This is a genomic window from Pseudonocardia thermophila, from assembly GCF_900142365.1.
Lineage (GTDB): Bacteria > Actinomycetota > Actinomycetes > Mycobacteriales > Pseudonocardiaceae > Pseudonocardia > Pseudonocardia thermophila.
Genome location: NZ_FRAP01000010.1, coordinates 190,361 through 208,403, shown reverse-complemented (window position 1 = coordinate 208,403; position 18,043 = coordinate 190,361). Strand labels below are relative to the sequence as shown.

Below are 18,043 nucleotides of genomic sequence, written 5' to 3'. Positions count from 1 at the left end.
CCGTGATCACGCAGCCGGTCAGCGTACAGGCGCACCGCGCGGGCGCGGGTCTCCTCATCGAACTTCCGAGGTGCAGGCACGGCTCCAGTCTCCTTGCTAGATCAGAGCCTCTCCACCACCCAGGGCGATTCACCTAACGGCCGGCACTCGTGCGGACAACACCGCTCATCACACGCGTGCGCCCCACTGGTGCGGTGATCGATCAGGCCCCGCCGCTTCGAGCAGTGCCGCCGACAACGACGCAGCTCGGCGTAGAACGAGTCCAGCATCTCCGCATCCAGCGCACCCACCCGCACCGAGCCGAGCAGCGGGGAGATGTGGTTGCGCACGTACCCGCGGTACAGCGTCAACGTGTTCGGCGAACCATAGAACTGCCCAAGGTATCGCTCCAGCAGCTGGTCGATCGTGGCGCTCGTCCGCGGATGCCGCCGCTCCGCCACCTCGGCGACGAGCCGGGCGCGGATCAGCTCGGCCTCACGCCTGGCGCTCGGGCTCGCCGGGACGACCTCGCCGAGGTTGTGCCGACGCTTCGTCACCGGATCGATGCCGGCGTACACGCGCACCCGGAACGCGCCGTTGGGCAGCACGTCGATGGTGCCCTTCGGACGCCGCGCGCCGAAACCTCGCGGCCTGTCCATCGCCGAAGCGTAGCGCGCGCTCGTGTCACGCGACGCGTCACGATGCGCGCTTGTCGCAAGCCCAGCGGAGTGCTCCCGCTGGTCAAGCACAGAGCCGGGGGTCGGGATCGAACCGACGACCTACCGCTTACAAGGCGGTTGCTCTACCACTGAGCTACACCGGCACAAGGCCATAGTAGTTCGCACCTACCCTGACTTCATGGCAGAGGGGACCGAGCGGCCGCGGGCTCGGCTGACGCGCCGGGTCCGCTCGAAGCTCGGGCGGGAGGCCCGGGAGCTGCTGGCGGCGAGCCCGCCGACACTGCCCCTGCTGACTCCGGTCGGTCCCCAGGTGCCCGACGACGCGCGGGTGCAGCAGGTGCTGGATCTGTGCATGCGCGCGGGCGAGGTGCTGCTGTCCAGCGGCGAGGACGCCGAGGAGACGACGCGGGCCATGATCGGGCTCGCGAACGCGTGCGGGTTGCCGACGGTGGACGTCGACATCACGTTCACGTCGATCACGATGTGCTGCCACCGCGGGATGGCGGCGCCGCCGGTGACGTCGATGCGGCTGGTGCGGCGGCGGTCCTTGGACCTGACGCGGCTGGCCGCGGTCCGGCAGATCATGGCGCGGGTGGACCGGGGCGAGCTGGACGTGCGCGGGGCGGCGGCCGAGCTCGATGCCGCGGTCACCGCGCTGCACCCGTATCCCCGCTGGGTCGCGACGGCCGGGTGGGCCGGGTTGGCCGGGGCGATCGCGCTGATGCTGGGTGCTGCGCCGATCACGGCGGCCGCCGCGTTCGTCGTGACGGCGGCGGTCGACCGGACCGGGCGGATCCTCAACCGGTGGGGGCTGCCCGCGTTCTTCCAGCAGGTCGTCGGCGGGCTGCTGGCGACGAGCGCGGCGATCGCGCTGTTCGCGACCGGGTTCTTCCCGCCGGGGACGCGACCGTCGCTGGTCGTCGCGGCCGGGATCACGGTGCTGCTGTCCGGGCTGTCGGTGGTCGGCACGGTGCAGGACGCGATCGACGGCTACTACGTGACGGCGGCAGGGCGAGCCGCGGAGATCGCGCTGCTGTCGGCCGGGCTGTTGACCGGCGTGGTGCTGGCGCTGAAGATCGGGCTGACGTTCGGGCTGGTGCTCGAGGTCGCGGGGGAGCTGCCCAGCGGCGGCGATCTGTACGGGCGGGCCATCGGCGCGGCCGCCGTCGCCGCCGCGTCGTTCGCCCTGGCCGGCTACTCGCAGTGGCGACCACTGCTCTTCGCCGCGGGCGCCGGGGCCGCCGGCTACGGCACGTACGGCGCACTGACGCAGTTCGCCGACGTCGGGCCGGTGGCAGCGACCGGGGTCGCGGCGATCGTCGTCGGAGGCGCGGCCGGGCTGCTGCGCCGCAGCCAGACGGTGCCGCCCCTGGTCGTCGTGCTCGCCGGCATCACGCCGCTGCTGCCCGGGTTCACCGCCTACCGCGGCTTCTACCAGCTCGCCGTCGAAGGAGTGGCCGACGGGCTGGTGACGGTCACGCTGGCGCTGGCCATCGGGCTCGCACTCGCCGCCGGGGTGAGCTTCGGGGAGTTCCTCACATCCCCGCTGCGGCGGCTCACGCGCACCGCACAAGAGGCTGCACCGCAGTAATGTCACAGCAGTGACCGATGCCGAGACCGAAGCCGAGTTCGTCGTCGTCGCCAACCGCTTGCCCGTCGATCTCGAGCGCCTCCCCGACGGGACGGAGCGCTGGAAGCGCAGCCCCGGCGGCCTGGTCACCGCGCTCGAGCCGATGCTGCGCAGCCGGGAGGGGGCGTGGGTCGGCTGGCCGGGCGTCGCGGACGCGAAGGCGAAACCCTTCGTCGAAGACGGTCTCACCCTCTACCCGGTCGATCTCTCGGCGAAGGACGTCGAGGAGTACTACGAAGGCTTCTCCAACGGCACGCTCTGGCCCCTCTACCACGACGTCGTGCAGCCGCCGGCGTTCCATCGGCACTGGTGGCAGGCCTACGTCCGGGTGAACCAGCGGTTCGCCGAGGCCACCGCCGAGATCGCGGCCGAGGGCGCGACGGTGTGGGTGCAGGACTACCAGCTGCAGCTCATGCCGGCAGCACTGCGCGCGCTGCGGCCGGACCTGCGCATCGGCTTCTTCCTGCACATCCCGTTCCCACCCACTGAGCTGTTCATGCAGCTGCCGTGGCGCTCGCGGATCGTGGAAGGGCTGCTCGGCGCCGACCTCGTCGGCTTCCACACCCCGGGCGGCGCTCGCAACTTCCACTGGCTCGCCCAGAACCTCGCCTCCGCGAAGGAGGGCCGCGGCGAGGACGAGCTGTACTACCACGGCCGCACGGTCCGGCTCGGCGCCTTCCCCATCTCCATCGACTCCAAGGCGCTCGACGCGCTCGCCCGGACCCCCGAGGTGCAGGAGCAGGCCAAGCAGATCCGCGCGGACCTCGGCAATCCGCGCCGGGTCATCCTCGGCGTCGACCGGCTCGACTACACCAAGGGCATCGACGTGCGGCTGCGCGCGTTCGAGGAGCTGCTCGCCGAGGACAAGGCCGGCGACACGGTCATGATCCAGCTCGCCACGCCCAGCCGGGAGCGGGTCGAGCACTACCAGAAGATGCGCCAGGACATCGAGCAGGCGGTGGGGCGCATCAACGGCACGTACTCGCGGGTCGGGCACCCCGTGCTGCACTACCTGCACCAGTCGCTGCCCCGCAACGAGCTGGCCGCGTTCTTCGTCGCCGCCGACGTCATGCTGGTGACGCCGCTGCGCGACGGCATGAACCTGGTCGCCAAGGAGTACGTCGCCTGCCGCACCGGCGAGACGGGCGTGCTGGTGCTGTCCGAGTTCGCCGGCGCCGCGATCGAGCTGCAGGACGCGCTGCTGGTCAACCCGCACGACACCGACGGCGTGAAGCTCGCCCTGCACACCGCGCTGGAGATGCCGCCCGCCGAGGCGCAGAAGCGGATGCGCAACCTGCGCCGGCAGGTCCTCACCCACGACGTCGACCGCTGGGCCCGGTCCTTCCTCGACGCGCTGGGCCTGCCGCCCGCAACGTCCCCGGAGACCGATGACTGAGCTGAAGGAGGCGCTGACCCGGCTGGCCGCGGTGCGGCGCCTGCTCGTCGCCATGGACTTCGACGGGGTGCTCGCCCCGATCGTCGACGTGCCCTCGGCCGCGCGGCCGCTGCCCGAGTCCGCCTCCGCACTGGGGATGCTGGCGACCCTGCCGGACACGACGGTGGCGCTCGTGTCGGGCCGCGGGCTGGCCGATCTCGCCGCGGTCTCCGGGTTCGGGGCACCGATCCGGCTCGTCGGCAGTCACGGGGCCGAGTTCGACGACGGCGCCCACGTCGTGGACGCCGCTGCCCGCGCCCGGCTGGAGCGGCTCGTCACCGAGGTCACCGACCTGGTGGGCGGTGAGCCCGGCGTGCGGCTGGAGCACAAGCCGACCGGCGTGGCCGTGCACGTGCGCGGAGCCGACCCGGATGTGGCCGAGCGCGTCCTCGACGCGGTGCGCCGCGGGCCCGCCGCTGCGGACGGGGTGACCGTGACCCCGGGCAAGGCGGTGCTCGACCTGGCTGTTGTGTCGGTGTCGAAGGGTTCGGCGATCGACCGGCTGCGCGCCCAGGTGCACGCCGACGCCGTCCTGTTCGTCGGCGACGACGTGACCGACGAGACCGCGTTCGCCCGACTGCGGAGCCAGGACGTGGGCGTGAAGGTCGGCGACGGCGAGACCGCGGCCCGGTTCCGGGTACCCGATCCGCCCGCCGTCGCCGGTCTGCTGCGGGACCTGCTGGCGGCCCGCAGCGGAGGTCATCCCTGATCGATCCGGTCCACGGCCTGCGCCCACGTCGGTGGCGTGTCGGCCGGTGCAGGCCAGAACCGGAAGACCGAGTCGGCCATGACCGCGCGACCGCGGGTCATGACGCTCAGATGGGGCTCGCTGCGCACCATGCGGTCGAGCGACTCGCGGTCCGCCCACTGGGAGAGCGTCCAGAACTCCTTGCGCAGCGGGCGCGCCTTCAGCGTGACGCCGATGATCCCCGGGCTGCGGCGCGCCGCCCGGAAGACGCGCATGGCGTCGATGAAGAACGGCAGCACGTCGCGGTAGCGGCGCACGTGGAACCGCGACGCCATGACGATCGATTCGGCGGCAGCGGACGATGTGGCAGGACCGGCGGTCCACGGCAGGGTCGGCATGTCCCACCTCCAATCTTGTCAGCGCCAAGATTTCCTGCTCGACCCTATCTTGTCAACGTAAAGTTGCGCGGTATCGTCGTCGAGTGCCCTACCACCACGGCGATCTGCGCCGGGCGCTGCTGGACACGGCGCTGACCGCGATCGAGGAACACGGACCGGTCGCGCTCAGCCTGCGTGACGTCGCCCGCCGGGCAGGCGTCTCCCACGCCGCGCCCACGCACCACTTCGGGGACAAGACCGGCCTGCTCACCGCACTGGCCGCCGAGGGATGGACCATGCTCGCGGACGCGCTGGCCGCCACGGCCCAGCGCGATCCGCGGTTCAGCGAGCTCGGGGTGACCTACGTGGTGTTCGCGACGAGCCACCCGGCCCACTTCGCCGTGATGCGCGCGCCGGGACTCGTGCGGTCGGACGATCCCGAGCTGGTGGCAGCGCAGAAGCGCGCCGCCGATCACCTGCGCTCTGGCGCGGCCCGCCACCCCGACCCGCGGGCGGCCGAGGACCCGCTCACCGCCGTCGCCGGCTGGGCGCTGGTCCACGGCCTGGCCGCGCTGATCGTCGAGGGCTCGATCGCACCGGAGCCCGACGTCGAGACGCTGGCCCGCGCCGTGGCGGGACGGCTCGGACCGGCACCCGTCACCAACCGCTGAAGAAGCGCTCCTCCCGCCGCGGCGGGCCGCTCGAGGTGCGCACGGCCAGCTCGGTCGGCAGCAGCACGTGGCGCGGCTTGTTGCGGTCGCCGCGCTCCAGCAGCATCTCCCCGGCCACGCGCCCCTTCTCGCGCAGCGGCTGCTCCACGGTCGTGAGCCCGACCCGCTCCCCCTCGGGCGTGCCGTCGAAGCCGGTGATCGTGATGTCGTCGGGGACCTTGAGCCCGCGGTCGGCGGCGTGCTTCAGCGCGCCGAGCGCGAGCACGTCCGACGTGCAGACGACGGCGGTGATGTCCGGGTGCGCGCCGAGCAGCTCGGCGGCGGCGTCCTGGCCGGCTTCCGGGCTGTGCTCGAAGCGCTCGATGATCGGCACGGTCTCCCAGTCGACACCGACCTCGGCGAGCCCGTCGCGCAGCCCGGCGAGCCGCTCGCGCTGCACCGGGTAGGTGATCGAGGCGAGCCGCTCGGCGTCGGCGGGGCCGTCGTTGTGACCGGCGGCCAGCCGCATGCAGAGCACGCCGACCCGGCGGTGGCCCAACCCGGTCAGGTGCCGCGCGAGCGCCAGCATGCCGGCCCGGTCGTCCACGCCGACGCGGTCGACGCCCTCGACGTTCATCGGCTGGTCGCAGACCACGGTCGGCACCGGCCGCTCCAGCACCGCGAGGAAGTGCGGATCGTCTTCGCGGACCGAGTAGACGACGAACCCGTCGACGCCCGCCTGGTGCACCGCGGTGACGTCGACGTGGTCCGGGCTCACCGGGACCAGCAGCAGTCCCTGCCCCGCCTGTTCGCACGCCAGCGCGAGACCCTCGAGGAACCCGGTCGCGGCCGGGTCCCGGAAGGCGTAGGAGAGCGCCTCGGTGAGCAGCAGCCCGACCGCGCCGGCCTTGCGGGTGCGCAGCGAGCGGGCCACCGGGTCGGGACCCGGGTAGCCGAGGCGCCTCGCTGCTTCGAGCACGCGCGCACGCAGCGGCGCGGAGAGCTGATCAGGGCGGTTGTAGGCGTTCGACACGGTCGTCCTGGAGACGCCGAGTTCAGCGGCGAGCGACGCCAAGGTGGCTGGTCGACGCGTTGGTGACGGCCCGGACACATCCTGACCGTAACGGTTCAGTAGGCGTCGGGGAAAGTTGCGCAGATCACTATCGGCCCATCACCCACGCTATCGAAAACGATTATCACTGTAGAGTGAGTTCGCATCACCCGATCGACGCACAGGAGTGACCGATGCCGACCAGATCCCGCCCGGCGGCCGTCCTCGCCGCCGTCGGCGCGACCGCCGCCCTGCTGCTCTCCGCCTGCGGATCAGGCACGCAGAGCGCGCCGGCGGAGTCCGCCGCGACGGTCCCGGTCGTCACCACCACGAACGTCTACGGCGCGATCGCGGAGGCCGTCGGCGGTGACCGGGTCCGCGTCACCTCGCTCATGAACGACGCGGCCGCCGATCCGCACTCGTTCGAGGCCACCCCGGCCGACGCGGCCGACGTCGCCGAGGCCCGCGTCGTCGTGCTCAACGGCGGCGGCTACGACGACTTCGCCACCAAGCTCGTCGAGACCAGCGGGGACCGCACCGTCATCGACGTCGTCGAGCTGTCCGGGCTCAAGGCCGGCGGGGACGAGGAGTTCAACGAGCACGTCTGGTACTCGCTGCCGACCGTCGCCAAGCTGGCCGAACGGCTCGCCGCCGACCTCGCCGCGATCGACCCCGCGGGTGCCGACGCCTACCGCGCGAACGCCGCCCGGTTCACCGAACAGGTGGCCGGCCTGCAGCAGCGCCTCGACGCGATCAAGGCCCGGGCGGCCGGGCAGCGGGTCGCCGTCACCGAACCCGTCCCCGGGTACCTGGTGGAGGCCGCCGGGCTGGTCGACGCCACCCCCGCGGAGTTCGCCGAGGCGATCGAGGAGGACACCGATCCGCCGGTCGCCGTGCTGCAGGAGACGCTCGACCTGTTCAGCGGCACGCCGGTCCGCGTGCTGATCGTCAACACCCAGACCACGACCCCCACCACCGACCAGGTCGAGCGGGCGGCGCAGACTGCTGGGGTACCCGTCGTCGGCGTCAGCGAGACGCTGCCGGAGGGGCAGACTGACTACATCAGCTGGATGGGCGGCCAGATCGACGCTCTGGGCGCCGCACTCGACCGCTAGGACCCACCGATGACGATCGCGTCGCGCACGAACTCCCGGGCACCCGACCGACCGGCGGGGGCGCCCGCGATCGCGCTGCGCGGCGCGCAGGTGCGGTTCGGCCACCGGGTGCTGTGGGACGAGCTCGATCTGGAGGTCGAGCCCGGGGAGTTCGTCGCCGTCCTCGGTCCGAACGGGTCCGGGAAGACCACGCTCGTCCGGGTGCTGCTCGGCTTGCAGCCGCTCTCCGCGGGCGAGGTGCGCATCGCCGGCGAGCCGCCGCGCCACGGGAACCCCACGATCGGCTACATCCCGCAGCAGAAGCAGATCGACCGGGACCTGCCGCTGCGCGGCCGCGACCTCGTCGGGCTCGGCCTGGACGGGCACCGGTTCGGCCTCGGCCTGCGCGGGCGGGCCGAGCGGCGGGCGCGGGTCGACGCCGCGCTGGCCGCGGTCGGCGGCACCGCGTACGCCGACGCCCCGATCGGCCGGCTCTCCGGCGGGGAGCAGCAGCGGCTGCGGGTGGCGCAAGCGCTCGTCGGGGACCCGGCGGTGCTGCTGTGCGACGAGCCGCTGCTCTCGCTCGACCTGGCCCACCAGCGCACCGTCACCGATCTCATCGACGCCCGCCGCCGCAGCGCCGGCACGGCCGTCCTGTTCGTCACCCACGAGATCAACCCGGTGCTGCCGCTGGTGGACCGCGTGCTCTACCTCGTCGGCGGGCGGTTCCGCGTCGGCCCGCCGGAGGAGGTCATGACGTCCGAGGTGCTCTCCGAGCTCTACCGCACCGAGGTCGACGTGCTGCGCGTGCGCGACCGGATCGTGGTGGTGGGTGCGGAGGCGCACTGCCATCCCGAACCGGAGGACGTGCCGTGAGCGAGCTGCTCGGCCGCCTGTTCACCTTCGAGGGGCTGGGCCGCCTGCTCGCCCTGGACTTCGTGCAGAGCGCGTTCCTGGCCTGTGCCGTGCTCGGCCTGGCCGCCGGGCTGCTGGCACCGCTGATCGTGGCGCGCGGGATGTCGTTCGCCGTGCACGGCACCGCGGAGCTGGCGTTCACCGGTGGCGCGGCGGCGCTTCTGGCCGGGGTGAGCGTGGGCCTCGGCGCGGTCGGCGGGGCGCTGCTCGCCGGGCTCGTGTTCGGCCTGCTCGGGTTGCGCCAGCGCGAGCGCGACTCGGTGATCGGGGTCGTGCTCGCGTTCGGGCTGGGCCTCGGCGTGCTGATGCTCAGCCTCTACAGAGGCCGCAGCTCGAACAAGTTCGGCCTGCTCACCGGCTCGATCGTCTCGGTCGACTCCACCGACCTGACCACGCTCGCCGTCGTCGCCGCCGTCGTCATCGGGACACTCGCCGCGGTCTACCGGCCGATGCTGTTCGCCAGCACCGATCCCGACGTCGCCGTCGCGCGGGGCGTGCCGGTGCGCGCGTTGTCGGTGGTGTTCGCGATGCTGATCGGCCTCACCACCGCGCTGGCCGTGCCGATCGTCGGCGCGATCCTCGTGCTGTCGGTGATGATCGTGCCCGGGGCGGCCGCAGCGCGCGTGACCGCCAGCCCGGTGCGCGCGTCCTTGCTCGCCGTGGCGATCGCCGAGTTCTCGCTGCTCGGCGGGGTGTTCCTGTCACTGGCGCCGGGGCTGCCGGTGTCCGGGTACGTCGCCGCGCTGTCGTTCCTGTGCTACCTCGCCTGTCGGCTCATCGGTCGGGTGCGCAGCCGTGATCGGGCGCTCGTCCCGGCCTGACGGCTCAGCGCCCGTTCAGCGACCGTTGAGCCGCCGCTGCCGCGCCACCTCGGCCAGCACCACGCCCGCCGCGACCGACGCGTTCAGCGACTCGACGGGGCCGGCCATCGGGATCGACACGGTGACGTCGCAGGTCTGGCGGACCAGCCGGGACAGGCCCTTGCCCTCCGACCCGACGACGAGCACGAGCGGACTGGTGGCGAGCTCGAACTCGTCGAGGGAGACGTCGCCGTCGCTGTCCAGGCCGGCGATCATGAACCCGGCCGAAGCGTATTCGCGCAGCGTGCGGGTGAGGTTCGTGGCCCGCGCGACCGGCAGCCGCGCCGCCACCCCCGCCGACGTGCGCCAGGCGACCGCGGTCATGCCCGCGGCGCGCCGCTGCGGCACCAGCACCCCGTGCCCGCCGAAGGCGCCGACGGAACGCACGACCGCGCCGAGGTTGCGCGGATCGGTCACCCCGTCGAGCGCGACGATCAGACCGGGCTCGGGCGCCTCAGCGGCCTGTTCGAGCAGTTCGTCGGGGTGCGCGTAGCTGTACGGCGGCACGTGCAGCGCGACGCCCTGGTGCAGCGCACCGCCGGCGATCCGGTCGAGATCGGTGCGGGGCACCTCGAGGATCGAGATGCCGCGCTCGGCCGCCAGCGCGACGGCCTCGGTGACCCGGTCGTCGACGGTGGCCCCGATCGCGACGTGCAGCGCGGTGGCGGGCACCTTGGCCCGCAGGCACTCCACGACCGGGTTGCGGCCCAGCACGGTCTCGGTGGTCTCGCCCTCGGCGCGGCGGCGCCCGGCGACCTTGGCGGCCTCGGCCTTCGCTCGGGCGGCCGCCCGCTTCTGGGCCGGGTGGCCCGGGCGCATCTCCGCGGGCGGGGTCGGGCCCTTTCCACGCAGTGCCCTGCGGCGCTGGCCGCCGGACCCGACGACCATGCCCTTCTTCGTGCCCTCCTTGCGCGTCGCACCGCGACGCTTGGAGTTGCCTGGCATCAGCTTCTCTCTCAGACGTCCTTGAGCGACCAGGTGGGCCCGTCGGGGCCGTCCTCGACGACCACACCGGCCGCGGCGAGGCGGTTGCGCAGCTCGTCGGCCGTGGCGAAGTCACGCCGCGACCGGGCTGCCGCCCGCTGTTCGAGCAGGTCCTCGACCAGCGCGGTGAGCGCGGCGCTGACGGCATCGGCTCCCCGGTCGGCCGCCATCCACTGCGGGTCGAGCGGGTCGAGCCCGAGCACCCCGGTCATCGCCCGCACCGCGCCGGCGGCCTGCAGCGCAGTCTCCTTGTCGGCCCCGTCCAGCGCCGCGTTGCCCTCGCGCACCGCGGTGTGCACGGCGGCGAGCGCGCCCGGCGTGCCGAGGTCGTCGTCGAGCGCGGCGGCGAACTCCGGCGTCACCGCGCCGACCTCGGGGGTGCCGAGCCGTTCGCGCACCCGGTGCACGAACGCCTCGATCCGCCGGTAGGCCGAGACGGCTTCCTGCAGTGCGCCCTCGGAGTACTCGATCGTCGACCGGTAGTGGGGGCCGACCAGGTAGTAGCGCAGCTCCGCCCCGCGCACCCGGCGCAGCACGGCCTCGACCGACATCGTGTTGCCCAGCGACTTCGACATCTTCTCGCCGGACATCGTCACCCAGCTGTTGTGCAGCCAGTACCGGGCGAACCTGTCGTCGGCGCAGTGCGACTGGGCCCGCTCGTTCTCGTGGTGCGGGAAGACCAGGTCGATTCCGCCGCCGTGGATGTCGAACTCGGAGCCGAGGTAGTAGGTGGCCATGGCCGAGCACTCCAGGTGCCAACCCGGCCGCCCGGGGCCCCACGGGGTGTTCCACGTCGGCTCGCCCGGCTTCGCCGCCTTCCACAGGGCGAAGTCGCGCGGATCGCGCTTCCCGGCGCCGTCCGGCTCGCCCTGCTCCACCTGGTCGGGCTTCTGCCCGGACAGCGCGCCGTACTCGGGATCGGACGCCACGGAGAAGTAGACGTTGCCCTCGGCGGCGTAGGCGTGGCCGCGGTCGATGAGCCGCTGCATCAGATCGATCATCTGCGGCACGTGCCCGGTGGCGCGGGGTTCGATCGACGGGGGCAAGCAGCCCAGCGCGCGGTAAGCGGCCTGGAACGCCCGCTCGTGCGTGGCGGCCCACTCCCACCACGGCCTGCCCGCCTCGGCCGCCTTGGCGAGGATCTTGTCGTCGATGTCGGTCACGTTCCGCACCAGGGTGACGTCGAGCCCGCCGTGGGCGAGCCAGCGGCGCAGCACGTCGAAGTTCAGCCCCGAGCGGACGTGCCCGATGTGCGGGTGACCCTGCACGGTCGCCCCACAGACGTAGATCGACGCAGCTCCGGCCCGCAGCGGAACGAAGTCCCGCTGCTTCCTGGTCGCGGTGTCGAACAGTCTGAGGGTCACCTGTCAAGGGTAGGCGACTTCCCTTACGTCCAAGACAAGTGGTGCCGCCCACGCCACGCTCGGTGCATGAGCCACATCCAGAGCCTGCAGCCCAAGCTCGTCGTCGAGGGCGCCGACAAGGCCATCGCCTTCTACACCGCCGCGTTCGGCGCGGTCGTGAGCGACCGGGTGGCGCACGGCGACCGGGTGGTGCACGCCCAGCTCGTCGCCGGTGGCGCCCGCTTCACGCTCAAGGACGCCGGCGACGGCGACCCGGCCCCCACCGGCGGCGGGATCCCGGTGATCATGTCGCTGGTCGTGGACGACGCCGACGCGGTCTGCGCGCAGGCGCTCGCGGCGGGCGCGCACGTCATCTACCCCGTGGCCGATCACGACTACGGGGACGGCTACCGCGACCGAGGCGGACGCATCGGCGACCCGTTCGGGCACCAGTGGATGCTGATCGAGCCGCGCGACTGACGGTCAGCGCGCCAGCAGCAGCGCCGTGGCCACCGCGGCGATGCCCTCCCCGCGGCCGGTGAGGCCGAGCCCGTCGGTGGTCGTGCCGGAGACCGACACCGGGCCGCCGACGGCGTCGGACAGGGTCTTCTCGGCCTCGGCCCGGCGCTTGCCGATCCGCGGCTGGTTACCGATGACCTGCACGGCGGCGTTGCCGACCCGCCAACCCGCCCCGGTGATCAGCCTGCGGACCTCGGTCAGCAGCGTCACCCCGCTCGCCGCCGCCCACTCGGGCCGGTCGGTGCCGAAGACGGCGCCGACGTCCCCCAGGCCGGCGGCGGACAACAGGGCGTCGCAGAGCGCGTGCGCGGCGACGTCCCCGTCGGAGTGACCGGCGCAGCCGTCGACGTCCTCCCACAGCAGGCCCGCCACCCAGCAGGGTCGCCCGGGCTCGATCGGGTGCACGTCGGTGCCGATCCCGACCCTCACGGCGGTCCTCCCCGGATCACGGCTCCTGCGAGCGCGACGTCGTCGGCGGTGCGCAGCGGCAGCGCCGCCGGGTCGCCGGGCACGCTGTGCACGATGACTCCCGCCGCCGCGAGCACACCGAAGGACGGCAGCGGATCCGCCGGGTCGAGCACCGCGGCGCGGAAGGCCTGCGGGCTCTGCACCACGCGCAGGCTCGCCCGGTCCGGGGTGCCCACGACCAGGCCGGACGGGGTCACGTCCTTGACCGTGTCGGTCAGCGGCACCACGGGCACGACGGCATCCTGCCCCGCCGCCACACCGGCGAGCACCCGGGGCAGCACGTCGCGGGTCACCAGCGCCCAGGTCAGCTCGTGCACGACGACGACATCCGCCGCACCCCGCTCCCAACGCTCGGCGAGCACACCGTCACCTCGCGCACGGCTGGGACGTTGTAGCGGGTGTGATCGGATCACGACCGGCAGGTCGGCACAGGCGTCGAGGACGCGCGCCGGATCGTGGTCCGCTGCCGTCAGCACGTGCACCGCAGACAACTCGTCCGCGCCGAGGAGTGTCTCCACGGCGCGGACGAGTAGGGGGATCCCACCGACCGGTGTCAACGGGTCGACATCGGACTCGTTGCACACGACCGCTGCGACGACGTCCATCGGGGACTACGGGCGGACGGTCGGTCGGCGGATCCGTTATTCAGGCGTTGGCGGTGGCGAGGACCTCGTCGAGCAGAACCTCGGCACGCTCCTCGTCGGTGCCTTCGGCGAGCGCCAGCTCGCTCACGAGGATCTGCCGGGCCTTGGCCAGCATGCGCTTCTCGCCGGCGGACAGCCCGCGGTCCTTCTCCCGGCGCCACAGGTCGCGGACGACCTCGGCCACCTTGTTGACGTCGCCGGAGGCGAGCTTCTCCAGGTTCGCCTTGTACCGGCGAGACCAGTTCGTGGGTTCCTCGGTGTGCGGCGCGCGCAACACCTCGAAGACCTTGTCCAGCCCCTCCTGGCCCACTACGTCGCGAACGCCGACGACCTCGGCGTTCTCAGCGGGTACACGCACCGTGAGATCACCCTGGGCGACCTTGAGGACGAGGTACTTGCGCTCCTCGCCCTTGATCGTCCGGGTTTCGATGGCCTCGATGAGCGCGGCACCGTGGTGCGGGTAGACAACGGTCTCTCCGACCTTGAAAACCATGTGTCCTTAGCCCCTTTCGGTGCCACCAGATTAACACGGCCGACAACCGCCCCGCAGCCCGGGCCAGCCGATCGTCGCAGGTCAGGGGGTTGACAAGCGCAGCGAAACGTGCCTCGGGAGGCGCGTCCGGAGGTCCGGATCGCCCCGTCTACGCTGATCCGTGCGCGCGGTCGAGTACCGCGCGCGACCCAGGAGCTGCACGCCGCCGTGCGGCGTGACCCGGTTGGAAGGACGCACACCCTGTGAGGCGCACACCGCGTACCCGCTCGATCGCCGCCGTCGCCGGCGCACTCATCGGTGCCGTCGTGCTCGCCGGATGCGGCGCGGGCCAGATCACGCAGACCTCCGACCAGGTCGCGGCAATCGACGGGGCCAACGCGGACGCCGGCCCGATCGGCGTGCGCAACGCGTTCTTCCTGCTGCCCGAGAACGCCGCCTCCGCCGTCGCGTACCCCCGCGGCGGCAGCGCCCCACTGGCGCTGGTGATCGCGAACTCCGGCAGCACGAACGACGAGCTCCTCTCGGTCACCAGCCCGATCGCCGCCTCCGTCGAGATCACCGGGCCGCGGGCCGTGCCCGCCGGCCGCGCGCTGGTCGTCGAGGGTGAGCCGATCCCGTCGGCTACGAGCGCCACGCCCGCCGCGGCGCCGACCAGCGCCCCCGAGGCCGGCACCTCCGCTGCCCCCGAGGCGAGCGCCACTCCGGCCGCGCCGACCTCGGCCCCGGTGGCGGCGAGCCCGAGCGCCGAGGTGCTGCCGACCGACGCGCCCGACGCAGCCGGCACCGCCAAGATCGTGCTGAGCGGGTTGCGCGAGGACATCAAGCCCGGGCTGACCTACGAGGTCGTGTTCACCTTCCGCAACGCGGGCCCGGTGCGGGTGCTGGTGCCGGTCGCCAGCTCGCAGGCTCCGCGCACGGTCGAGCACTGAGCCGAGCACAGCGTTCAGCACCGCCTCGAACCCCGAGTCGGGCATGATCTCCGCATGACCCCTCGCGCGCGCACCGCCCGCAGCGCGGGCTACCGGTGCACGGCGTGCGGACACCGGGTCACGCAGTGGGTGGGGCGCTGCCCCTCCTGCCAGGAGTGGGGCACGCTCGAGGAGATCGACGCACCCACCGCCACCCCGGCCGCGCGCGCCCGGGTCGCCGCCGGTGCCCCGTCCGCGCCCGCCCGGCGCATCGGCGACGTCGCCCTCGACTCGGCGCGGGCCCGCCCGACCGGCGTGTCCGAGCTCGACCGCGTGCTCGGCGGCGGCCTCGTCCCCGGCTCGGTCGTGCTCCTGGCCGGGGAGCCCGGCGTCGGCAAGTCCACGCTGCTGCTGGAGGTCGCGGCCCGCCACCCGGGCCGCGTCCTCTACGTGACCGGCGAGGAGTCGGCCGGTCAGGTGCGGCTGCGCGCCGAGCGCACCGGCGCGGTCCGCGACGAGCTCTACCTCGCCGCCGAGTCCGATCTCGGCGCGGTCATCGCCCACCTCGACGATCTCCGCCCCGATCTGGTGATCGTCGACTCGGTGCAGACGATGTCCACCGCTGCGGTCGACGGTGCGCCCGGCGGGGTGACCCAGACCCGCGCGGTCACCGTGGGGCTGACCGCAGTGGCGAAGGAACGCGGGCTGCCCGTGGTCCTCGTCGGGCACGTCACGAAGGACGGCAACATCGCCGGTCCGCGGGTGCTGGAGCACCTGGTGGACGTCGTGCTCGCGTTCGAGGGCGACAAGCACTCCACCCTGCGGATGGTGCGCGGGGTGAAGAACCGCTTCGGCCCGGCCGACGAGGTGGGCTGCTTCGAGCTGCGCGATTCCGGCATCGTCGGCATGCCCGACCCGTCCGGGCTGTTCCTGGCCCGCTTCGACGGCCCACCGGTCGCCGGCACGGCCGTCACCGTCGTCCTCGACGGGCGCCGGCCGCTGCCGGCCGAGGTGCAGGCGCTGGTGACCGGCCGGGACATCCCGAGCCCCCGGCGGGCCGTCAGCGGCCTCGACAGCGCGCGCGTCGCGATGCTGCTCGCCGTGCTGGAGAAGCGCGGCGGCATCAGGCTCTACGACGCCGAGGTGTACGCGGCCACCGTGGGCGGGATGCGGATCGTCGAACCCGCGGCGGACCTGGCGATCGCGCTGGCCGTGGCGTCGTCGCGCGCCGATGTGGCCCTGCCCCGTGATCTGGTCGTGCTCGGCGAGATCGGCCTGGCGGGCGAGGTGCGCCGGGTCGCGGGCCTGGACCGGCGGCTCGCCGAGGCGGCCCGGCTCGGGTTCACCGACGCGCTGGTGCCCCCGGGTGGCGCCACCGCCCCGCCGGGGATGCGGCTGACCGAAGTGGACAACGTCGGCGCCGTGCTGCGGGCGCTGAAACCGCGTTAGGGGTTGAGCAGGAACGGCACCGGCGCGCTGATGTCGTCGTCGAGCCGGGTCATCACCCGGTAAGCGCCGGGGCCCACCTCGGTGCGCGGGCCGGCGCAGCCGGGGGCCGAAGTCCTGCCGGCCCAGGTCACCGCGGACACGACGGGCTGGGCGGGCACGAGAGTGCGCAGGTCGACCCCGGACGCCGGAAAGCAGTCGTTGCTCGACCAGAGCCGGGTCGCGCCGTCGCCGCTCCACACGACGATCTCCTGGCGGATCGGGTCGAGATCGCGCACGCAGGGCTGGTCGGTGGCGTTCACGATCACCAACCGGAACACCGGGCGCTCACCGACCTGGTACGACGGCCGGTCGACCTCGGCGGACACATCGAGCATGTCGTTGGTGCAGGGCACCGGCCCGGTCTCGGGCACGGGCACCGGCGTGGGCACCGGGACGTCCCGGCTGGTGGTGACGTCCGGGCGAAGCTGTTCCGACGTCGGCGGGGGCTGGTCGTCCGATGTCGGGACCGGGTCCGTCGTCCCCGGCGCGGGGGTTGCCGGGGACGACGGATCCCGCTGGGGAGCGGAAGAGTCCGTGAAGGTGAGCGACGGGGTGGTGCTGGTCGGACCAGAGGTCGGATCCGTGGTCGGGTCGGGGGCCGAGTGGGCGACGTTGGACGGGGAGAGGGTGGTGGTGCCGTGGGATTCGGGGCTGCGGACGTCATTCGGGGACAGCAGGCCGGACACACCCCAGACGCCGGCGCCGAACAGCAGTGCGGCGGCGGCCACGGCGGTCAACCTCCTGCGCCAGTAGACCGAGGCGGGCAACGGCCCGACCGGTTCCCACATGTGACTCAAGGTATCTGATCGACCACTCGACGTTGCGACATTTGGGTCGTCGGCGCGTCGCGGCTGCTCTGTTCGAGATCCCGCGGCGACGCATGGTGCGGCAGGGCTACCGGCCGAACGGGGCGGACCCGTGGCCGGGCGGGGCACGCCCGTCGTGCACCATCTACGCCGTGATCTCGGCCGCGCTCGTCCACGACTGGTTCGTCGCGAACGCCCGCGACCTGCCGTGGCGCCGCCCGGGGACCACACCCTGGGGCGTGTTGGTCAGCGAGTTCATGCTGCAGCAGACCCCGGTGGCGCGGGTCGCGCCCGTCTGGGAGCAGTGGATCGCCGAATGGCCCCGACCGTCGGCGCTGGCCGCGACGTCCCGGGCCGACGTGCTGCGCGCCTGGGGCAAGCTCGGCTATCCGCGCCGCGCGCTGCGCCTGCACGAGGCGGCCGCCGCGATCGCGACCCGGCACGGTGACGTCGTGCCCAGCGACGTGGCGGAGCTGGAGGCGCTGCCCGGCGTCGGCACCTACACCGCGCGGGCGGTCGCCGCGTTCGCCTACGGCCGCCGCTGCCCGGTCGTCGACACCAACGTGCGCCGCGTCGTGGCGCGGGCCGTTCACGGGGCCGGGGACGCCGGACCGGCCAGGGTGAAGGCCGACCTGGCCGACGTCGACGCGCTGCTGCCGCAGGACGACGCCACGGCGGCCGTGGTGTCGGCGGGCCTCATGGAGCTGGGCGCGCTGGTGTGCACGGCGCGGTCGCCGCGCTGCGGGGTGTGCCCGATCCAGGCCGAGTGCGCGTGGCTGGCGAACGGCAAGCCCGAGTACCAGGGCCCGCGCCGGCCGGTGCAGACGTTCGCCGGGACCGATCGCCAGGTCCGCGGCCGGCTGCTGGACGTGCTGCGGGCCGCCGACGCACCGGTGCCGCGGGAGGCGCTGGACGCCGTGTGGGACGACGCCGCGCAGCGCGATCGCTGCCTGCTCGCCCTGCTGGAGGACGGGCTGGCCGAGCAGACCGACGACGGCCTGTTCACCCTGCCCGCGTGACCCGGAGCCGGC

The 18,043-nt window shown here is 73.3% G+C and carries 20 protein-coding genes and 1 tRNA gene; 11 read left to right on the top strand and 10 right to left on the bottom strand.

The window, feature by feature from the left end:
* Positions 1-101: 101 nt before the first annotated feature.
* Positions 102-728, bottom strand: a complete 627-nt coding sequence (locus BUE41_RS14995) for a hypothetical protein (protein WP_200803906.1) — start codon at positions 726-728, stop codon at positions 102-104.
* 2 nt (positions 729-730) lie between these two features.
* Positions 731-802, bottom strand: a tRNA-Thr gene (locus BUE41_RS14990).
* Positions 803-837: 35 nt separating this feature from the next.
* On the opposite strand from BUE41_RS14990, the gene BUE41_RS14985 reads away from it, so the two are divergent.
* Genes BUE41_RS14985 through otsB form a run of 3 tightly spaced genes read left to right on the top strand, consistent with a single transcriptional unit; the run spans position 838 to position 4,433 of the window.
* The gene (locus tag BUE41_RS14985; protein ID WP_084755050.1) at positions 838-2,250 is read left to right on the top strand and encodes a threonine/serine exporter family protein; all 1,413 of its coding nucleotides are present in this window, start codon (positions 838-840) and stop codon (positions 2,248-2,250) included.
* Between the two features lie 10 nt (positions 2,251-2,260).
* A complete protein-coding gene (locus tag BUE41_RS14980) occupies positions 2,261-3,685 on the top strand; it encodes an alpha,alpha-trehalose-phosphate synthase (UDP-forming) (protein ID WP_073457693.1) in 1,425 nt (474 codons plus the stop codon).
* A complete protein-coding gene (gene otsB / locus BUE41_RS14975) occupies positions 3,678-4,433 on the top strand; it encodes a trehalose-phosphatase (RefSeq protein ID WP_073457692.1) in 756 nt (251 codons plus the stop codon). The genes BUE41_RS14980 and otsB overlap by 8 nt, the downstream gene beginning before the upstream one ends.
* Here otsB and BUE41_RS14970 read toward each other — a convergent pair.
* The gene (locus BUE41_RS14970) at positions 4,424-4,810 is read right to left on the bottom strand and encodes a DUF3291 domain-containing protein (protein WP_073457691.1); all 387 of its coding nucleotides are present in this window, start codon (positions 4,808-4,810) and stop codon (positions 4,424-4,426) included. The genes otsB and BUE41_RS14970 overlap by 10 nt on opposite strands.
* An 83-nt stretch (positions 4,811-4,893) precedes the next feature.
* Between BUE41_RS14970 and BUE41_RS14965 the strand changes: the two genes are divergently transcribed.
* Positions 4,894-5,460: a TetR/AcrR family transcriptional regulator gene (locus BUE41_RS14965; protein WP_073457690.1), complete on the top strand. Its 567-nt coding sequence runs from the start codon at positions 4,894-4,896 to the stop codon at positions 5,458-5,460.
* Here BUE41_RS14965 and BUE41_RS14960 read toward each other — a convergent pair.
* Positions 5,447-6,550 carry a LacI family DNA-binding transcriptional regulator gene (locus tag BUE41_RS14960; RefSeq protein ID WP_073457689.1) on the bottom strand — a complete coding sequence of 368 codons (1,104 nt, stop codon included), beginning with the start codon at positions 6,548-6,550 and terminating at the stop codon, positions 5,447-5,449. The genes BUE41_RS14965 and BUE41_RS14960 overlap by 14 nt on opposite strands.
* A 134-nt stretch (positions 6,551-6,684) precedes the next feature.
* Here BUE41_RS14960 and BUE41_RS14955 point away from each other — a divergent pair, with 134 nt between their 5' ends.
* The 3 genes from BUE41_RS14955 to BUE41_RS14945 are packed head-to-tail and all read left to right on the top strand — an operon-like array spanning position 6,685 to position 9,320.
* A complete protein-coding gene (locus tag BUE41_RS14955) occupies positions 6,685-7,605 on the top strand; it encodes a metal ABC transporter solute-binding protein, Zn/Mn family (RefSeq protein ID WP_073457688.1) in 921 nt (306 codons plus the stop codon).
* A 9-nt stretch (positions 7,606-7,614) separates the two neighbouring features.
* A complete protein-coding gene (locus BUE41_RS14950) occupies positions 7,615-8,460 on the top strand; it encodes a metal ABC transporter ATP-binding protein (protein ID WP_073457687.1) in 846 nt (281 codons plus the stop codon).
* Positions 8,457-9,320 carry a metal ABC transporter permease gene (locus tag BUE41_RS14945; RefSeq protein WP_073457686.1) on the top strand — a complete coding sequence of 288 codons (864 nt, stop codon included), beginning with the start codon at positions 8,457-8,459 and terminating at the stop codon, positions 9,318-9,320. The genes BUE41_RS14950 and BUE41_RS14945 overlap by 4 nt, the downstream gene beginning before the upstream one ends.
* Positions 9,321-9,335: 15 nt before the next feature.
* On the opposite strand, the gene rlmB is transcribed toward BUE41_RS14945, so the two are convergent.
* Positions 9,336-10,304 (bottom strand): 23S rRNA (guanosine(2251)-2'-O)-methyltransferase RlmB, encoded by a 969-nt coding sequence (rlmB, locus tag BUE41_RS14940; RefSeq protein WP_073457685.1) that lies wholly within the window; start codon positions 10,302-10,304, stop codon positions 9,336-9,338.
* Between the two features lie 11 nt (positions 10,305-10,315).
* Entirely contained in the window at positions 10,316-11,707 is a 1,392-nt protein-coding gene (cysS, locus tag BUE41_RS14935) for a cysteine--tRNA ligase (RefSeq protein WP_073457684.1), read from the bottom strand.
* A gap of 66 nt (positions 11,708-11,773) precedes the next feature.
* On the opposite strand from cysS, the gene BUE41_RS14930 reads away from it, so the two are divergent.
* The gene (locus BUE41_RS14930) at positions 11,774-12,166 is read left to right on the top strand and encodes a VOC family protein (protein ID WP_073457683.1); all 393 of its coding nucleotides are present in this window, start codon (positions 11,774-11,776) and stop codon (positions 12,164-12,166) included.
* A 3-nt stretch (positions 12,167-12,169) separates the two neighbouring features.
* Here the strand turns inward: BUE41_RS14930 and ispF are convergent, their stop codons facing one another.
* The 3 genes from ispF to BUE41_RS14915 are packed head-to-tail and all read right to left on the bottom strand — an operon-like array spanning position 12,170 to position 13,810.
* Complete coding sequence (gene ispF, locus BUE41_RS14925) at positions 12,170-12,634, bottom strand: 2-C-methyl-D-erythritol 2,4-cyclodiphosphate synthase (RefSeq protein ID WP_073457682.1); 465 nt, start codon at positions 12,632-12,634, stop codon at positions 12,170-12,172.
* A complete protein-coding gene (locus BUE41_RS14920) occupies positions 12,631-13,278 on the bottom strand; it encodes an IspD/TarI family cytidylyltransferase (protein WP_073457681.1) in 648 nt (215 codons plus the stop codon). Before BUE41_RS14920 ends, ispF begins: the two co-directional genes overlap by 4 nt.
* 40 nt (positions 13,279-13,318) lie before the next feature.
* Positions 13,319-13,810, bottom strand: a complete 492-nt coding sequence (locus BUE41_RS14915) for a CarD family transcriptional regulator (RefSeq protein WP_073457680.1) — start codon at positions 13,808-13,810, stop codon at positions 13,319-13,321.
* 242 nt (positions 13,811-14,052) lie between these two features.
* Here BUE41_RS14915 and BUE41_RS14910 point away from each other — a divergent pair, with 242 nt between their 5' ends.
* Together BUE41_RS14910 and radA are read left to right on the top strand one after the other, a co-directional pair.
* Complete coding sequence (locus tag BUE41_RS14910) at positions 14,053-14,739, top strand: copper chaperone PCu(A)C domain-containing protein (RefSeq protein WP_234997270.1); 687 nt, start codon at positions 14,053-14,055, stop codon at positions 14,737-14,739.
* A 54-nt stretch (positions 14,740-14,793) separates the two neighbouring features.
* Positions 14,794-16,167, top strand: a complete 1,374-nt coding sequence (radA, locus tag BUE41_RS14905) for a DNA repair protein RadA (RefSeq protein ID WP_073457679.1) — start codon at positions 14,794-14,796, stop codon at positions 16,165-16,167.
* Here radA and BUE41_RS14900 read toward each other — a convergent pair.
* Positions 16,164-16,994 (bottom strand): hypothetical protein, encoded by an 831-nt coding sequence (locus BUE41_RS14900; RefSeq protein ID WP_073457678.1) that lies wholly within the window; start codon positions 16,992-16,994, stop codon positions 16,164-16,166. The two genes, radA and BUE41_RS14900, sit on opposite strands and share 4 nt — an antisense overlap.
* Positions 16,995-17,164: 170 nt before the next feature.
* Between BUE41_RS14900 and BUE41_RS14895 the strand changes: the two genes are divergently transcribed.
* A complete protein-coding gene (locus BUE41_RS14895; RefSeq protein ID WP_407691667.1) occupies positions 17,165-18,031 on the top strand; it encodes an HhH-GPD family protein in 867 nt (288 codons plus the stop codon).
* The last annotated feature ends 12 nt before the right edge of the window (positions 18,032-18,043 follow it).